General features: G+C 42.6%; 14 protein-coding genes. 9 read left to right on the top strand and 5 right to left on the bottom strand.

Features of this window, described 5'->3' with window-relative positions; translation table 11 throughout:
- Window positions 1-150: 150 nt before the first annotated feature.
- A complete protein-coding gene (gene dapA / locus CDG79_RS06255; RefSeq protein ID WP_094341371.1) occupies window positions 151-1,035 on the bottom strand; it encodes a 4-hydroxy-tetrahydrodipicolinate synthase in 885 nt (294 codons plus the stop codon).
- Window positions 1,036-1,148: 113 nt separating this feature from the next.
- Complete coding sequence (locus tag CDG79_RS06250) at window positions 1,149-2,186, bottom strand: aspartate-semialdehyde dehydrogenase (RefSeq protein ID WP_094341370.1); 1,038 nt, start codon at window positions 2,184-2,186, stop codon at window positions 1,149-1,151.
- A 905-nt stretch (window positions 2,187-3,091) separates the two neighbouring features.
- Here CDG79_RS06250 and tig point away from each other — a divergent pair.
- The 4 genes from tig (at window position 3,092) to CDG79_RS06230 (ending at window position 7,905) form a co-directional block, all read left to right on the top strand.
- The gene (gene tig / locus CDG79_RS06245) at window positions 3,092-4,528 is read left to right on the top strand and encodes a trigger factor (RefSeq protein ID WP_094341369.1); all 1,437 of its coding nucleotides are present in this window, start codon (window positions 3,092-3,094) and stop codon (window positions 4,526-4,528) included.
- 311 nt (window positions 4,529-4,839) lie between these two features.
- Window positions 4,840-5,538 carry an ATP-dependent Clp endopeptidase proteolytic subunit ClpP gene (gene clpP, locus CDG79_RS06240; RefSeq protein WP_094341368.1) on the top strand — a complete coding sequence of 233 codons (699 nt, stop codon included), beginning with the start codon at window positions 4,840-4,842 and terminating at the stop codon, window positions 5,536-5,538.
- 9 nt (window positions 5,539-5,547) lie between these two features.
- A complete protein-coding gene (gene clpX, locus CDG79_RS06235) occupies window positions 5,548-6,897 on the top strand; it encodes an ATP-dependent protease ATP-binding subunit ClpX (RefSeq protein ID WP_094341367.1) in 1,350 nt (449 codons plus the stop codon).
- 90 nt (window positions 6,898-6,987) lie between these two features.
- Entirely contained in the window at window positions 6,988-7,905 is a 918-nt protein-coding gene (locus tag CDG79_RS06230) for an alpha/beta fold hydrolase (protein ID WP_094341366.1), read from the top strand.
- Window positions 7,906-8,209: 304 nt separating this feature from the next.
- Here CDG79_RS06230 and CDG79_RS06225 read toward each other — a convergent pair whose 3' ends face one another.
- Window positions 8,210-8,797, bottom strand: coding sequence for a Uma2 family endonuclease (locus CDG79_RS06225; RefSeq protein WP_094341365.1), 588 nt, complete (start codon window positions 8,795-8,797; stop codon window positions 8,210-8,212).
- 81 nt (window positions 8,798-8,878) lie between these two features.
- Window positions 8,879-9,862, bottom strand: coding sequence for a GntR family transcriptional regulator (locus CDG79_RS06220; RefSeq protein ID WP_094341364.1), 984 nt, complete (start codon window positions 9,860-9,862; stop codon window positions 8,879-8,881).
- A gap of 271 nt (window positions 9,863-10,133) precedes the next feature.
- On the opposite strand from CDG79_RS06220, the gene CDG79_RS06215 reads away from it, so the two are divergent.
- Both CDG79_RS06215 and CDG79_RS06210 read left to right on the top strand, forming a co-directional pair.
- The gene (locus CDG79_RS06215; protein ID WP_094341363.1) at window positions 10,134-10,874 is read left to right on the top strand and encodes a dienelactone hydrolase family protein; all 741 of its coding nucleotides are present in this window, start codon (window positions 10,134-10,136) and stop codon (window positions 10,872-10,874) included.
- A gap of 135 nt (window positions 10,875-11,009) precedes the next feature.
- Window positions 11,010-11,912 (top strand): S1 RNA-binding domain-containing protein, encoded by a 903-nt coding sequence (locus tag CDG79_RS06210; RefSeq protein ID WP_094341362.1) that lies wholly within the window; start codon window positions 11,010-11,012, stop codon window positions 11,910-11,912.
- 142 nt (window positions 11,913-12,054) lie between these two features.
- Here CDG79_RS06210 and CDG79_RS06205 read toward each other — a convergent pair whose 3' ends face one another.
- On the bottom strand, window positions 12,055-12,243 hold the full coding sequence (locus CDG79_RS06205; RefSeq protein WP_094341361.1) for a hypothetical protein: 189 nt from the start codon (window positions 12,241-12,243) through the stop codon (window positions 12,055-12,057).
- 128 nt (window positions 12,244-12,371) lie between these two features.
- Here CDG79_RS06205 and CDG79_RS06200 point away from each other — a divergent pair, with 128 nt between their 5' ends.
- From CDG79_RS06200 to CDG79_RS06190, 3 genes are all read left to right on the top strand, one after another.
- On the top strand, window positions 12,372-12,749 hold the full coding sequence (locus tag CDG79_RS06200) for a hypothetical protein (RefSeq protein ID WP_094341360.1): 378 nt from the start codon (window positions 12,372-12,374) through the stop codon (window positions 12,747-12,749).
- Between the two features lie 250 nt (window positions 12,750-12,999).
- Window positions 13,000-13,875 carry an SDR family oxidoreductase gene (locus tag CDG79_RS06195; RefSeq protein WP_094341359.1) on the top strand — a complete coding sequence of 292 codons (876 nt, stop codon included), beginning with the start codon at window positions 13,000-13,002 and terminating at the stop codon, window positions 13,873-13,875.
- A 76-nt stretch (window positions 13,876-13,951) separates the two neighbouring features.
- On the top strand, window positions 13,952-15,433 hold the full coding sequence (locus CDG79_RS06190) for an HlyD family efflux transporter periplasmic adaptor subunit (RefSeq protein ID WP_094341358.1): 1,482 nt from the start codon (window positions 13,952-13,954) through the stop codon (window positions 15,431-15,433).
- Window positions 15,434-15,451: the final 18 nt, after the last annotated feature.

The raw sequence follows: 15,451 nt of genomic DNA, 5'->3' as shown, positions 1-15,451 counted from the left end.
TTCAATAAAATCGACTATAAACTGAAGAATTCATAGTATATCTATCAGTCTTAGCACAGGTTTTTAAATTGCAACTTATGAACAATTATGGTCATTGTTTATATGTATCTTTATAAAGCAACGGATTACCAACTCTTAACCAGATGTTGGCTAGATTAAACTAAGTTGTTTCAGAACCGCTTCTAACTTTTGACTTACTTCTAAATCAGCTTCACATAGCGGTGGACGAGTTGAACCAACCTTCCAACCTTGAAGTTCGAGTGCTTTTTTCACTGGAATGGGATTTGAAGTGAGAAATAAAGCCTTAAATAACGGGAAGAGTTGGAGATGAATCTGGCTGGCTATCTCAATTTTACCCGCACGAAAAGCTTGGATCATCTGCTGTAGTTGGTTTCCTACCAGGTGAGAAGCCACACTTACCACGCCCTTTGCGCCGATCGCTAACAAGGGCAAAGTCATGTAATCATCACCAGAATAGATGTGGAATTCTTTTGGTGTCAAGCGGCGAATTTCGCTTGCTTGATCTATACTACCAGTGGATTCTTTAATCCCGATAATATTACTAACCTTAGCTAACCGGGCAACTGTTTCTGGCTGAAGGTTTTGTCCGGTACGACCTGGGACATTATATAACAACAATGGTAAGTCGGGACAGGCTTGTGCTATTGCCTGAAAGTGCGCCTCCAATCCCGCTTGTGGCGGTTTGTTGTAATAAGGAACAACTTGTAAGGAACCATGTACTCCTATCTTAGACGCTTTTTGAGTTGCAGCGATCGCTTCTTTGGTGGAATTTGAACCACAACCTGCGATTACCTTGGCTTTTCCTGCCACGGATTTCAATACTTCGACAAACAACTGGTATTCCTCATCCCAACTCAGGGTAGGCGATTCTCCTGTTGTGCCACACACCACCAATGTATCTGTACCGTTGTTAGCTAGATGCGCTGCCAGTTCTGCCGCTACACCATAATCTACACTACCGTCTGCTTTAAACGGCGTAATCATAGCGGTTAAAACATTGCCAAAATCTCCCACCCTGTTTTCACTCCTGATTACCCATGTTTTTATATCTTGGTGGTTTTCTATTGTGATAAGCTATCTTGCAAATTGCTTTCAAGTGTCATTTGCCTTTTGTCACTTACCAATGACTAATGACTAATAGCTAATGGTTTAAGTAGATTTTTCTCTACTAGTAACTCGGCGATTTGTATTGCATTTAATGCTGCACCTTTGCGAATTTGGTCGCCGCACAACCATAATTCTAAGCCACAGGGATGAGAAATATCCTGGCGAATTCTTCCCACTAAGACTTCATCTTTACCAGTTGCTTCAATTGGCATCGGAAAATGATTAGTTTTCCAATCTTCTACCAATTTCACTCCAGGGGAGGAATTTAGAATTTCTCTGGCTTCCTCTGCACTAAAGGGAGTCTCAAATTCTAAATTAATGGCTTCTGAATGGGCGCGGAGTACGGGAACCCGTATACAGGTTGCAGTAATTCTGATTTGCTGCGTCCCAAATATTTTTCGGGTTTCGTTGACCATTTTCATTTCTTCCTCACAATACCCCAAATCGTTTAATGGTGAGTTATGCGGGAATAAATTAAATGCCAGAGGGTAAGGCAATACCTCAGCAACTGGCGGCTGTCCTTGTAGTATAGCGCTTGTTTGGGTTTTGACTTCTGCCATTGCTCTAGCACCAGCGCCACTAGCAGATTGGTAGGTTGAAGCCACAATGCGTTGCACTGGTTTAACTTTATGCAATGGCCATACTGCCACAGCCATTAAAATTGTTGTGCAGTTGGGGTTAGCAATAATCCCTTGGTGATTAGCTGCGGCTTGGGGATTAACCTCTGGCACTATTAAGGGAACTTCGGGGTTCATCCGAAAGGCGCTGGAGTTGTCAATTACCAGTGCGCCCTTTTCTACGGCAGTTGGTGCCCAAGTTTTAGATGTGGAACCACCTGCACTAGCTAGTACTATATCGACATTTTCAAAGGCGCGATCGCTGACTGGCTCTACTGGGATATTTTCACCTTTAAACTGAAGCGATCGCCCCACACTCCGCTCTGATGCCAATAATTTCAAGTTAGCAATGGGGAAATTACGGCTTTCTAATAACTCCAGCAACTCTGTGCCAACAGCACCAGTCGCTCCCAAAATAGCTAAACGATAGGATTTCGACAAACTTGCTTCCTCCTTTAAGAAACTTACTCTGCAATTTTTTGGAATAATTGACAATTTGTTTATATTTAAATAGCGATCGCAGTCTTAAAAAAATTGGATAATAGATTTAGATTTTCTCTAAATTTAGTTTATCTTCTTACAGATTTAATAAATAATTTATTTGCTTGGTTATTTAAATTAAGTGAATTAATGTTGCATTTGACAACAACAACTGCCATCCGATTTATTTCATTTACATTTATCTAAACTAGATTATTGTATTATACAACAAAGCAAAAGCTAAATTTACCAGAAAACTTCTAGATATACTAGATATATCTGCACTTAGGTGTTTTATCTGCTACAAGGTGAGTTGCCAAGGATGATGAATGTATTATGATGCAAATGTTATAAAATCGGCAAACCATTAAAAAATAAATCTATGCTAGCTAGGCAGCAGATTTACTCTTTTACCACAAGATAGGTAAACTCAGTGCTATAACTTTGAGGTACTAAGCTAGTGGCTGAAAACCAGGATATCACGGTGTTAGCCCACCGAATCATTAATTCCTGACTTTGCTTTCCAGTACTAAATTCAGACTCACTGAAGATTATGGACTGGAGATAGGGATAAAAATCTTCCAAATTCGCAATGATTCAGCAATTATTACAAATATTAGGCAAAAAACCCCAGAAGCTCTTAGCTCTGGGTGTGTCAATAATTGTTATGAGGGTAAATTGTCAAGTCCTTGGTCATTGGCAGTAAACTGGATCTCTGTGCCAGGACACACCATCCATCCTTGGATGTCATGAAGCCTTGTGACAACCTCCCATCCTCCCTAAGAGACATCAAGCCATAAACGCGAACAATTATTGCGTCTTGTGTGTACTAGGAGATTAAAATACCAGAAAACTAGAGACGAAGCATGAAAGTTACCCAGGAAAAACTTCCCGCCAGCCAAATTGGCCTGGAAATAGAGATTACGCCGGAAATTACCAAACAAACTTACGAACAGGTCATTAAAAACTTAGCGAGTACTGCCAATATTCCTGGGTTTCGTAAAGGCAAGGTACCTCGGCCGATATTGCTACAACGGCTGGGTACGACTCGTATCAAGGCAGCAGCACTGGAAGAAATAATTCAAGACGGCATTGAGCAAGCAGTTAAACAAGAAGCTATCCCGGCAATAGGTCAGCCGCAATTGCGCTCCTCTTTTGAGGATTTGATTCAGAATTATGAACCTGGAAAACCCCTGACAATTTCGGCTGCTGTTGATGTAGAACCAGAAGTAAATCTAGTGCAGTACACTGATTTGCTTTTCCAAGCTGAAGAAGTCAAGTACGATCCAGAACAAGTGGACAGTAGCCTCGACAAGGAACGTCAAGAATTAGCGACATTGATTCCTGTGGAAGGACGTGCAGCCCAAATCGGCGATATTGCCGTAGTCGATTTTAAAGGTTCATTCGCCAGAGTTGAGGGTGAAGACGAAACGGCTGAACTAGAACCGATTCCTGGAGCCGAAGCGACTGATTTTCAAGTTGAGTTGCAGGAAGATAAGTTTATTCCAGGCTTTATTGCTGGAATAATAGGGATGAATCCTGAAGAAACCAAAGAAATTGCAGCGCAGTTTCCAGATCCCTATGCTAATGAAGATTTAGCTGGAAAAGCGGCAACTTTCACCGTGACGCTCAAAGAATTGAAGGAAAAGGAACTACCAGAAATTAATGACGATTTCGCCCAAGAAATCAGCGATTTTGAAACCTTAGAGGAATTACGCGCTTCTTTGGTAGAGCGATATCAAAAAGAGGCAGACGATAAAACAAAAGCAAATAAGCAGGAAGCGTTGTTAACGGAACTGCTTAAGCATGTAGAAGTTGACTTACCACTAACCTTGGTTGAGCAAGAAGTGGATGCAATGCTAACCCAAACAGCAATGCGGCTGTCTCAGCAGGGATTGGATGTAAGGAAGTTGTTTACTCAAGATATTATTCCGCAATTGCGGGAGCGATCGCGTACTGAAGCCATTGAACGCATCAAACGTTCCTTGTCTTTGCGGGAAGTTGGTAAACGCGAATCCATCGAGGTAACACCAGAAGAAATCGCAGCCAGAGTCAAAGAACTTTTGGAACAATACTCAGAGGAGCAGGACGTTGATGAAGATAGATTACGCTCAATCGTGGAAAACGAACTACTAACCGAAAAAACCATTGATTGGCTCTTAGAACATTCATCAGTTGAACTTGTACCCGAAGGTTCCTTGAGTCCCGCCGAGGAAGAGGAAGCCGCAGAATCTGATGCTGATGTACCTCAGACAGAGGAAGAAAGCAGCGAACCTTCTACAACAGAAGTCACAGAAGGATAATAAAAAATCCCAAAGCCATAAGTTCACCAGTCCTGAGTTAAAGTACTGGTGAAATGGGTAAGGTAAGGGAGCAGGGACAAAAATAACCAATCCTCAATACCCACTGAGATAAAGTCAAAATAATTTAAATAATGTAATGAATTTTTGGCAATTTGTGACACATGTTATGGACTGAGCTTGATACTGTGTTACACGAGAGGAAGTTATATGAGGCATAATGGTTAACACGTAGCTATAAAAATCCTATTCGTTGAAAAGGCAGCAATTGCTGCTGAAACATCTGTCCTAAATTATCGTCAAAGAAAGCCTGTATGTTTGTATCGCAGTCGGGAAACTACCCCATCAGCAATCAAAGTCGGATAAACATTAACTCCCAGTTGAGCAGCCCTAGCAACATCGTGCCGATGGTGGTAGAACAATCTGGTATGGGAGAAAGGGCTTTCGACATCTACTCCCGCCTGCTGCGAGAGCGGATTATCTTTTTGGGAACGCCAATAGACGATGCCGTAGCCAACTCAATTGTGGCTCAATTGTTATTCCTAGATTCCGAAGACTCAGAGAAAGACATCCAAATGTATGTTAATTCTCCTGGCGGCTCTGTCTACGCAGGGATGGCAATCTATGATACAATACAGCAAATTCGCCCTGATGTTGTTACCATCTGTTTTGGATTAGCCGCGAGTATGGGGGCATTTTTGTTAACAGCAGGGGCTGCCGGTAAGCGAATGTCTCTGCCCGACTCCCGGATTATGATTCACCAACCACTTGGTGGCGCTCAAGGTCAAGCCATTGACATTGAAATTCAAGCCAGAGAAATTCTTTATGTTAAGGCTAAGTTGAATCAGTTAATGGCTCATCATACTGGTCAACCCTTAGAAAGAATTGAAGCAGATACTGAGCGCGACTTTTTCATGTCGGCAGAAGAGGCAAAAAACTACGGTTTGATCGATCAGGTCATTTCCAGGCAAAATCTTCCCACAGCAGGGGAAAACGTCACCATTGTGAAATAAGAGGCTGGTATGTCTAAGTACGACTCCCATTTAAAATGTTCGTTTTGCGGCAAGTCTCAAGAGCAGGTGCGTAAATTAATCGCAGGGCCGGGAGTCTACATCTGCGATGAATGCGTTGACTTGTGTAATGAAATACTAGACGAAGAGTTACTCGATACCAGTGGTGCCGCAGCACAACCTGCACCAAGAGCAGAACCACCTCAAAAACGACGGACTCAATCTTCTAGTATTTCGTTTAATCAAATACCCAAGCCAAGAGAGATTAAAAAGTATCTAGACGAACACGTTATTGGTCAAGACGAAGCCAAAAAAGTGCTGTCAGTAGCCGTTTACAATCACTACAAGCGGTTAGCAGTTATTCAGTCTAAAGGCAATGGCAAGGGTGGGGCGGGGGGGGCGGATGATGCTGTAGAACTGCAAAAGTCCAACATTTTGTTAATTGGCCCGACTGGTTGCGGCAAAACTCTTTTAGCACAAACCCTAGCGAAAATCCTGGATGTTCCCTTTGCCGTCGCTGATGCTACGACGCTAACGGAAGCAGGGTATGTGGGAGAAGATGTGGAAAATATCTTGCTGCGACTGTTGCAAGTGGCAGATTTGGATATAGAAGAAGCGCAACGAGGAATTATTTATATTGATGAAATTGACAAAATTGCTCGCAAGAGTGAGAACCCGTCAATTACCCGCGATGTTTCTGGCGAAGGCGTGCAGCAAGCGTTGCTGAAAATGTTAGAGGGAACGATCGCCAATGTACCACCCCAAGGGGGGCGCAAGCATCCCTATCAAGACTGCATCCAGATTGATACAAGTAATATTTTGTTCGTCTGTGGTGGTGCTTTTGTAGGCTTAGAAAAGGTTGTGGATCAGAGAGTTGGCAAAAAAGCAATAGGCTTTGTGCAACCTGGAGAAGGCCAAACGAAAGAAAAACGGGCAGCAGATACTCTCCGCCATCTAGCGCCGGACGATTTAGTAAAATTTGGCATGATTCCTGAATTTATTGGGCGCGTGCCAATGGTAGCAGTAGTAGATCCGCTAGATGAAGAAGCGCTAATGGCGATTCTCACCCAACCACGCAGCGCCTTAGTCAAGCAGTACCAAAAACTGCTGAAAATGGATAATGTCCAGTTAGATTTTAAACCAGAAGCTTTACGAGCGATCGCTCAAGAAGCCTACCGCCGTAAAACTGGTGCTAGAGCGCTGCGGGGCATTATCGAAGAACTTATGCTGGATGTCATGTACGAGTTACCATCTCGTAAAGATGTGACACGTTGTACAGTAACACGGGAGATGGTCGAGAAGCGATCGACTGCCGAACTGATAATCCATCCATCTTCACTACCTAAGCCAGAATCTGCTTAATAGTCATTCGTCGTTGGTCATTGGTCAAAAACTAAGGAATAATAACCATGTACAAATGACTAATGACAACTGACAAAGGACAAATGACTAATGCCTTATATTAAAGTTCGTGGCGTTGAGCATTACTACGAATGGGTGAAAAAACCATCCGGTTCTTTGGTAAAACCAGTGATGGTTTTCATGCACGGTTGGGCTGGTTCGGCTAGGTATTGGCAAAATACCGCGAATGCTTTATCAGAGCAATTTGATTGTTTACTCTACGATTTGCGCGGATTTGGTCGTTCCGGTGGTAAGCCAACCATAGCTCAAGCAAGTGAAGCTGTTGCTGAGTCTGAGTCCCTGCAAGAAGAATCAGAGGCAATCAGAGAGTTAACTTATGAATTAGAAGAATACGCTGATGATTTGGCAGCTTTGTTAGATGGGTTGCATCTTCAGCGTCCCTATATTAATGCTCACTCAATGGGCGCTTCTGTTGCCACTTTATTTTTTAACCGCTATCCCGAACGAGTAGAACGAGGAATTTTAACTTGTAGCGGCATTTTCGAGTACGACGAAAAATCTTTTAGTGCCTTTCATAAATTCGGTGGCTATGTGGTGAAATTCCGTCCCAAGTGGTTAAGCAAAATTCCATTTGTTGACCGGATGTTTATGGCTAGATTTTTATATAGTTCAATACCACATTCTGAGCGTCAAGCTTTTTTAGAAGATTTTCTCGAAGCAGATTATGATGCGGCTTTAGGGACAATTTTTACTTCCGTTAGTAAGGCTCAATCTGAAGTGATGCCGCTTGAGTTTGCCAAGCTCACAGTGCCGACTCTGCTCGTGGCGGGGGAGTATGACAAAATTATTCCAGCCGAGATGGGGCGTAAAGCAGCTGCACTGAATGACAAAGTAGAATTTGTGATGATTCCTAACACAGCCCATTTCCCGATGTTAGAAGATGCTCCAACTTATATGCAACTAGTGCAAGAGTTTTTGCAAGTTTCCATACCAGAACCACAGGTGTGATGACTTAAACGAACCACAGAGACAAGGCAGCGCGGTCTTCTCCCTTGGCGCTAGCCTCTCCCTTTGGGAGAAGGGGAGACGCTAAGAGCGATAGCGCAGCGTTAGCGAGTCCGCGAGCGTCTGGGGGTTTCCCCCATGAGCGACTGCCGCGCAGAGAACGCAGAGACAGGAAAAATAGAGAGGGTTTTTGGGCTAGTTTTGGATATTTCTCTACTTGGAAGTTCTTGTTAATTTTTTTGTTAAGCGTTCATTGTTGATTGAGATAGTTAGTATCTGTTCTTGCATCAAAGTTAGTTGCAAGAAGTTATTGTTGGATAGCTTGCAAAAATTCGGCAACAGCGTCGTACTGGTCAGGATGCGCGATATATTTTAGCAACAAAGCTGGATCTAAATTCGGTAAGAAACCACTACGGTTTACTTCTTCATATTCGCCAACCGCGTTTAACCGGAATATCTTTATTTGGTCGGATTTCCAGAACCAAACTTCAGGCACTTTCTTGGGTTTGAATAACTCCTTACGGTTAATAGTGCCACTAGTAACAATGATTTCAATAACAATGTCTGGTGTTTCTTTGTTGCTGTCAATGCAGTAAGACTCATCGGGTGTGCCAGAAGCATAGCCAGGTTCTTCGAGAGTGAAGCCACCAAGACCGTAAAACCGGATGCCCAACTCTCTCATGTAAGCTTCTAGCAAGTAGCTGAGAGTTCTTTTTACGTACTCATGTTTTTCACCAATGGGCGACATAATTTCTAATATTCCTGACAAATAAGAGAGTCGGACATTGCGGTTGTCCTTTAACTGTGCCTCTATACCTTTGAATTCCTCCCACGAAACATTAGCTACGGTTACAAGTTTCTCTTGTATGGGATGGTCTAGAAGTGGAATACTCATATCGCCTCTCAATAGTTGCTTTGATTGATCAGTAGGTGAATCGATATAGATGTTTTTACCCCTCTCTTAATTATCTTTGAATTAACTCAAACCTAATTCTCGTTTTAGCAAGTTAATCGAGTTAGTGCCGATATAATTTTCAACCTTAATCAGCTTTGGTGGACGAATAATATCTTCATCAGATGCTTGTACGGCTGCTTGCACTGCCGCAAAACTGGCTTGGTCGCTGATGATGACCTCAGCCCGTTTAACCATTGCCTGAAGTTTATAAGCATCTTTTGGTTGCGAAGTCATTACCAGTAGTTCATCTCCCCGCAGACCGTGGAGGATGACTTCTGCTGCTCGTGCAATCCCGGAACTGAGGCTAACTATGCCTACACAATTTTCTTTTGGTAGGGTTTTCAAGAGGCTGAGTTCTTTGCTGTAGTCGTAGATATCCAGAGGAATTACCCGTGCAGCTTTCGGGGCTGCGATCGCTTCCACGTTACTGATAAAATACCGACTTGTGACTACTGTCGCAGAGGTAGTTTTATCTAACACAGCTGTTAATTCTTCCATTGCTACCAACTGGATTGGGATTTTTAGCGATCGCTCTAATTCATAGACCATCAATTCACCAGCACCCATGTCATAGGATGGCACTGCAACCAGTACCCGCGCACTACAACGCAAGCGCCAGTCAATTTCTGCTAAAAATAGCTCTCTGGCTTGATTGAGCGAACATCCTTGGGTAAGCAGATCGTCAAGTGCTTTCTGGACAACTTGATATGTATCAGGATTTTGTTTGAGAATTGGTGATTGCAGCCTGCTACCGCCCTCATGACCTTGGGGACGAACATAAATTCCTGAACCAGCCATACTTTCAACAAATCCGTCTTCTTCTAGTTGACGGTAAACTTTGCTAATGGTATTACGGTGTAATCCAGTTTGCATTGCCAGCGCCCGTGTGCTTGGCAATTTGTAAGCAGGAGGATATTGCCGGGAAGCGATCGCAAATCGGATTTGATTAAACAGCTGGGTTGATGCGGGAATTTCGCTGTCTGGCTGAATACGGAATTGAATCATCACCAAACCTCCTGAATACTAAGTGCTGAGTTCTGTTAGCGGTAGCGGGGCTTTTAGCCCGTGCTGAGGTTTGAGTATTAAGTATTGCTTTTCTACTCAGCACTCTTTTTGTGTCCAGATGCATTTGCTACATATCAAATATTCTATTTACATACGAAGTTTTTCTGGTAGACATTTCTATTGATAATTTAATTACAAAAAACCTGGGCATACTGGCATAGTTATATCAAATAAACACACGGCCGATCGCACAGCACTGGTAAAAATTATTATGACAGAGCAAGCAATAATTACCACAACGGTTAATCTTTTGCAAGATAATATTCAAGTGTCTGCTTATTTGGCAGAACCAAAAGAACCTGGATCTTACCCAGGAGTCGTGGTATTACAAGAGATTTTTGGTGTCAACGTTCACATTCGGGATGTTACAGAACGAATTGCCAAACTTGGGTATGTAGCGATCGCACCTGCACTTTTTCAACGCACTGCTCCTGGCTTTGAAACCGGATACACACCCGAAGATATTGAAAGGGGCAGAGGTTACGCTATGCAAACTCAAGCATCGGAGTTATCGAGCGATATTCAACTAGCAATTGACTACCTCAAAAATCTCCCCCAAGTCAAAAAAGATAGCTTTGGCTGTATTGGCTTCTGCTTTGGCGGTCATGTCGCATATATTGCAGCCACCTTACCAGATATTAAAGCTACGGCTTCCTTCTACGGTGCTGGAATTACTACGCGCACACCAGGAGGTGGCGCTCCCACTGTCAGCCGCACCAGAGAAATTCCAGGGACTGTCTATGCCTTCTTTGGTAAAGAAGATGCTAGCATTCCACCTGAACAAGTAGATGAGATTGAAAAAGAGTTAGAAAAATATAAAATTCCTCATCGTGTGTTTCGCTACGATGGAGCTGATCACGGATTTTTCTGTGACCTTCGTGCCAGTTATAATCCTAAAGCGGCAGCAGATGCTTGGGAGCAGGTAAAACAACTTTTTGGTCAACTGAACTAAAAACCATCCACCCAAGTCCGTCACTGGTCATTAGTCATTGGTCATTTGTTATTTGCAAAGGACAACTGACAAATGAGAAATGACAATCTAAACTTCAATGGCATTAGCTCAAATAAAAATTAATCTTCAAAAGTCATGAATTCCGAATCGAAACTTTCTCAAACAGCCAATTCGTCATTTACAATGGACGATTTTGCCAAAGCACTAGAAAAACACGACTACCAGTTTCAAAAGGGACAGGTTGTACATGGCAAAGTGTTCCAACTTGACCATGATGGAGCTTATGTTGATATTGGTGGTAAGTCGTCAGCTTTTCTGCCGCGCGATGAGGCTTCTTTGAGAGCAGTTACCGATTTATCGGAGGTGCTGCCATTGCAAGAGGAAATGCAGTTTTTGATTATTCGAGATCAGGATGCAGAAGGTCAAGTCACCCTTTCTCGCAAGCAGTTAGAAATTCAGCACATCTGGGAACGATTGGCCGAAATGCAGGAAAATGCTCAGACTGTGCAAGTACGGGTTATGGGTGTGAATAAAGGTGGTGTTACCGTTGATATTCTTTCTTTGCGGGGGTTTATTCCGCGATCGCACTTGGCAGAGCGTGATAACTTAGAAGCACTCAAAGGTCAAAATCTGACTGTGGGCTTTTTGGAAATTAATCGTAACACCAACAAACTCATCCTTTCTCAACGTTTAGCAACTCGTTCTAGCAACTTCAGCTTATTAGAACTAGGTCAACTAGTGGAAGGCAAAGTTACTGGCATCAAACCTTTTGGTGTGTTTGTTGATTTAAATGGTATGGGGGCTTTGCTTCATATTAAGCAGGTAAGCCAAAAATTCATTGATTCTTTGGAAAAGGTATTTAAAGTTGGTCAGCCAATTAAAGCTGTAATTATTGACTTGGATGAGGGTAAGGGGCGGGTTGCTCTTTCTACCAGAGTTTTGGAAAACTTCCCTGGCGAAGTGCTAGAAAATATGGATGAGGTGATGGCTTCAGCTGAGGCGCGTGCTAATAGGGCTAATAATAAAGCTTCTGAATAGTTTTGAAGTGGACTGTTTGCATAAAGTATAATAATGCGTCACTGATAGCGCCCAAAAATTGATCGATAATCCAAATTGTGGGTTATTTTATTAATTCCCCTGTATCTACAAAGATATGGGGGATTTTAAATTGGGAAAACTTTTACTTTTCTTTATCTTTATCTAATGCTTCCTGGATTGCACGACGGCAAAATTCTGGAGGATCGTCTTTGGTAGATAGTTCTTCCTTCATCGTTTTGGTAATGCGTAGGTTAATCCTTTCTGTTAATGATTCTTCTCTATTTGATTTAATTGGTTGTAAATTTTGTGGGTTCCCTTTAGGATTAGGCATTATTGATAAATATAAATAAGGCTTGATTTACTTGGTGCCAAAACAATAAATTGTTTTTAGCGGTTGCAACAACTTGCCGGAAGTACAACCACTAATATCCAATTTCAAAAAATGGACACTACTATTTTATGTTCACGCGTTCCGAACTTGAAATCAAGACGATAAAAGAATTACGCGATTTGTGTCGTAGATACGGCATCAAACCAACTGGGAATGCAGGATACAAAACCTCGTACATCGTAACTCTGATGGCATTTCCACTTTTAGCGCTGCAACAAATGAAGCAAGGTAAAGGGTTAAAATCCCCTAACTTTAATGCTATCCAAGTAATCAGTTCTGCGATTGAGGAGATGAACTCACCCACAGACGAGCAAGCAGCACTGATTCGCATAACTTTAGAGGGCAGAAAAATGAGCTATCCTGACCGATACCAGCAAGAAAATCTGCTGAACTTGCACAAGGCTAAGATGTCGCTTGAACAAGCTATCGACCTCTTGAGCCAGTAAAACTAATCCTATTTCCCTATCCCCTGCATCTACAAGGATGTGGGGGATCATTTTGAGAGTATTAAGATAAATAAGGTGTGACCTATTGGCTTAGTTGGCGTGAGGATATTTTGAGCATGGTAACAAAGTATAAAAATATGCTCATATCTCTGTTTAAGTATTGCTCAAGGGATTTTGAGCATATATCAAGAATTTCAAGAATTTCAAGAACTATAAACGCTGAAAGTATTCAATTTAGGTATTTATTTATATGTTTCTAGTAACTGGAGCAACGGGAGGAATTGGTCGCAGAGTTGTGCGACTCCTCCGACAACGAGAACAGTCTGTACGGGCATTTGTCCGCCTTACCTCGCGCTACAGCGAGTTAGAACACCGGGGTGCAGAAATCTTTATCGGTGATTTGCTGCACGAAAAAGATATTCAAAAAGCTACTCAAGGTGTGAAGTATATTATCAGCGCCCACGGTTCTGATAGCGATGCTCTATCCTTAGATTACCGCGCCAATATTGAACTGATTGACCAAGCAAAATCCAATGGCGTAGAGCATTTTGTCTTCATTTCTGTACTAGGAGCCGATCGCGGTTATGAAGACGCTCCCGTGTTCAAAGCCAAACGAGCAGTAGAGCGATATTTAGAAGCTAGTGGCTTGAATTACACAATTTTACGCCCATCTGGATTAGCATCTAACTTGCTGCCACTGGTAGAACGATTTCGGGAAACGGGATTGTATCTGCTAATTGGCGATCGCAAAAACCGTACCTCAATTGTCAGCACCGATGATTTGGCAAGGATAGTAGTCGATTCTGTGACAGTCGCAGGCGCTCGTAACCAGATTTTACCAGTGGGAGGCCCGGAAATTTTATTACGAGAAGATATTCCCCGGATTTTTGGTCGGATTTTCGTCAAAGAGCCAGTAATAATTAACTCACCACTATTCTTAATTGATGGGTTACAAGGTGCATTGGGTTTATTTAATCCCCAAATCCAAAAAGCTTTGGGAACTTATCGCACATTGCTAGCAAATGAATTTTTCTGTACAAAAGATGAAATTGCCAATTTAGAGGCGATTTTTAACTTCCAATTAGAGACATTAGACAACTTTTTGCGGCGCTATCTAGCAGTTTGAATTAAACACAAGTCATTAGTCATTAGTGAATAACCAAGGACAAATGACTAATGACAAATAACAAAGGAAAAAATATATGGTAAATGCTGCTCAAGCACGACAGACAAAAGAGCGATTCGCCCAACCAGAGGAACAACTCACTTATGAGTTGGGGAAGGCGGTACAGGAATTGCCACCCCTATACACGAGATTATTAGCTGGAACGATGAGCATCATCGTCTTTGGAGCGATCGCTTGGGCGTACTTCTCGCAAATCGATGAAGTCGCAACAGCACCAGGGGAATTAATTGCTTCCACACAGGTAAGACCAGTGACATCCTTGGGTGGGGGGTCAATTGTCGCTGTGAAAGTGCAAGAAGGCGATCGCGTTACTAAAGGTCAAATTCTGATTCAAAAAGACCCAGACTTGCAGAAAAGCGACGTTTCCCGCCTAGCCAAATCCACAAGATTGATTCAAGACGATTTGCAACGTTTGGATGCAGAACGCACTGGAGGCAAAACTACTGGGACGAAACTGCAAGATGAACTTTTAAACTCCCGCCTGCAAGACTACCAAGCGCGTCAAGCAGGGGCGGAAGCAGAAGCAAATCGCCAAATAGCACTCATCGATCAAGCAAAAGTTCGCCTGACTCGATTGCAAGACAACTTAGTTAATGCCAAAAGCAGCGTTGGCAATGCTCAAACCAACCTGGCCAACGCAGATAGCATTCGGATTAGAATTGAAAGTAATTTGGCACTTGCACAAGAAAGGGAAAAAAGCCTACGCACTCTAATTACTCCTGGCGCTGTACCTCGTGTGGATTACTTGGATGCCCAAGAAAAATTAACTCGTGCAAAGACAGAAATCACCAGAGCGCAAGATGATGTCACCAATGGCCAGAATAAAATAACAGAGGCTAAAGATAAAGTCACATCATTAGAAAAAGATATTGCTGCCCAAGCTCAAGAAATTCGCCAAGCACAACAAGCTTACAACGCTGCACGCAGTCAGGCTCAACGTGTATCATCAGAACGCCAAAGTGAAATTTTAACCCAGTTCAACAAGCGTAAAGAAGAACTGACAACTGTTCAAGGTCAATTAGAACAGGCGAGAAAGCAGCAAGCTTTAGAAACCATTGAAGCTCCCGTTGCTGGTACGATTTACCGAGTCAAAGCCACCAAGGGGCCAGTCCAATCTGGTGAAGAATTGGTATCAATTTTGCCAGAAGGGGAAGAAATGCTTCTAGAGGTGAAAGTTCTCAACCGCGATATTGGGTTTATTCGTCAAGGAATGAAGGCAAAAGTAAAAATGGCGACTTTCCCCTTCCAGGAATTTGGGATTGTGGATGGCGAAGTTATGCAAATCAGTCCGAATGCAATTGTTGATAAAGAATTGGGCTTAGTTTTTCCTACAAGAATTAAGCTAAATAAACATTCAGTGAATGTGCGTGGTCAAGAGGTAGAATTTACACCAGGGATGTCTGCTACAGGTGAAATTGTCACTCGTAAAAAGTCAATTTTGACATTCATTACTGAGCCTGTGACACGGCGGTTCAACGAGGCTTTTTCAGTTAGGTAAATTTGTAGTGTCTGCTGT

The organism is Nostoc sp. 'Peltigera membranacea cyanobiont' 232 (assembly GCF_002245985.1).
GTDB lineage: Bacteria > Cyanobacteriota > Cyanobacteriia > Cyanobacteriales > Nostocaceae > Nostoc.
Note: the sequence above shows the minus strand (reverse complement) of the source record. Positions and strands in the feature narration are given on the sequence as shown.

Excerpts from the sequence above, each read along its gene's own strand:
- tig (WP_094341369.1), top strand. The coding sequence starts at position 3,092 with ATGAAAGTTACCCAGGAAAAACTTCCCGCCAGCCAAATTGGCCTGGAA.
- clpP (WP_094341368.1), top strand. The coding sequence starts at position 4,840 with ATGTTTGTATCGCAGTCGGGAAACTACCCCATCAGCAATCAAAGTCGG.
- clpX (WP_094341367.1), top strand. The coding sequence starts at position 5,548 with ATGTCTAAGTACGACTCCCATTTAAAATGTTCGTTTTGCGGCAAGTCT.
- CDG79_RS06230 (WP_094341366.1), top strand. The coding sequence starts at position 6,988 with ATGCCTTATATTAAAGTTCGTGGCGTTGAGCATTACTACGAATGGGTG.
- CDG79_RS06225 (WP_094341365.1), bottom strand. The coding sequence starts at position 8,797 with ATGAGTATTCCACTTCTAGACCATCCCATACAAGAGAAACTTGTAACC.
- CDG79_RS06220 (WP_094341364.1), bottom strand. The coding sequence starts at position 9,862 with ATGATTCAATTCCGTATTCAGCCAGACAGCGAAATTCCCGCATCAACC.
- CDG79_RS06215 (WP_094341363.1), top strand. The coding sequence starts at position 10,134 with ATGACAGAGCAAGCAATAATTACCACAACGGTTAATCTTTTGCAAGAT.
- CDG79_RS06210 (WP_094341362.1), top strand. The coding sequence starts at position 11,010 with ATGAATTCCGAATCGAAACTTTCTCAAACAGCCAATTCGTCATTTACA.
- CDG79_RS06205 (WP_094341361.1), bottom strand. The coding sequence starts at position 12,243 with ATGCCTAATCCTAAAGGGAACCCACAAAATTTACAACCAATTAAATCA.
- CDG79_RS06200 (WP_094341360.1), top strand. The coding sequence starts at position 12,372 with ATGTTCACGCGTTCCGAACTTGAAATCAAGACGATAAAAGAATTACGC.
- CDG79_RS06195 (WP_094341359.1), top strand. The coding sequence starts at position 13,000 with ATGTTTCTAGTAACTGGAGCAACGGGAGGAATTGGTCGCAGAGTTGTG.
- CDG79_RS06190 (WP_094341358.1), top strand. The coding sequence starts at position 13,952 with ATGGTAAATGCTGCTCAAGCACGACAGACAAAAGAGCGATTCGCCCAA.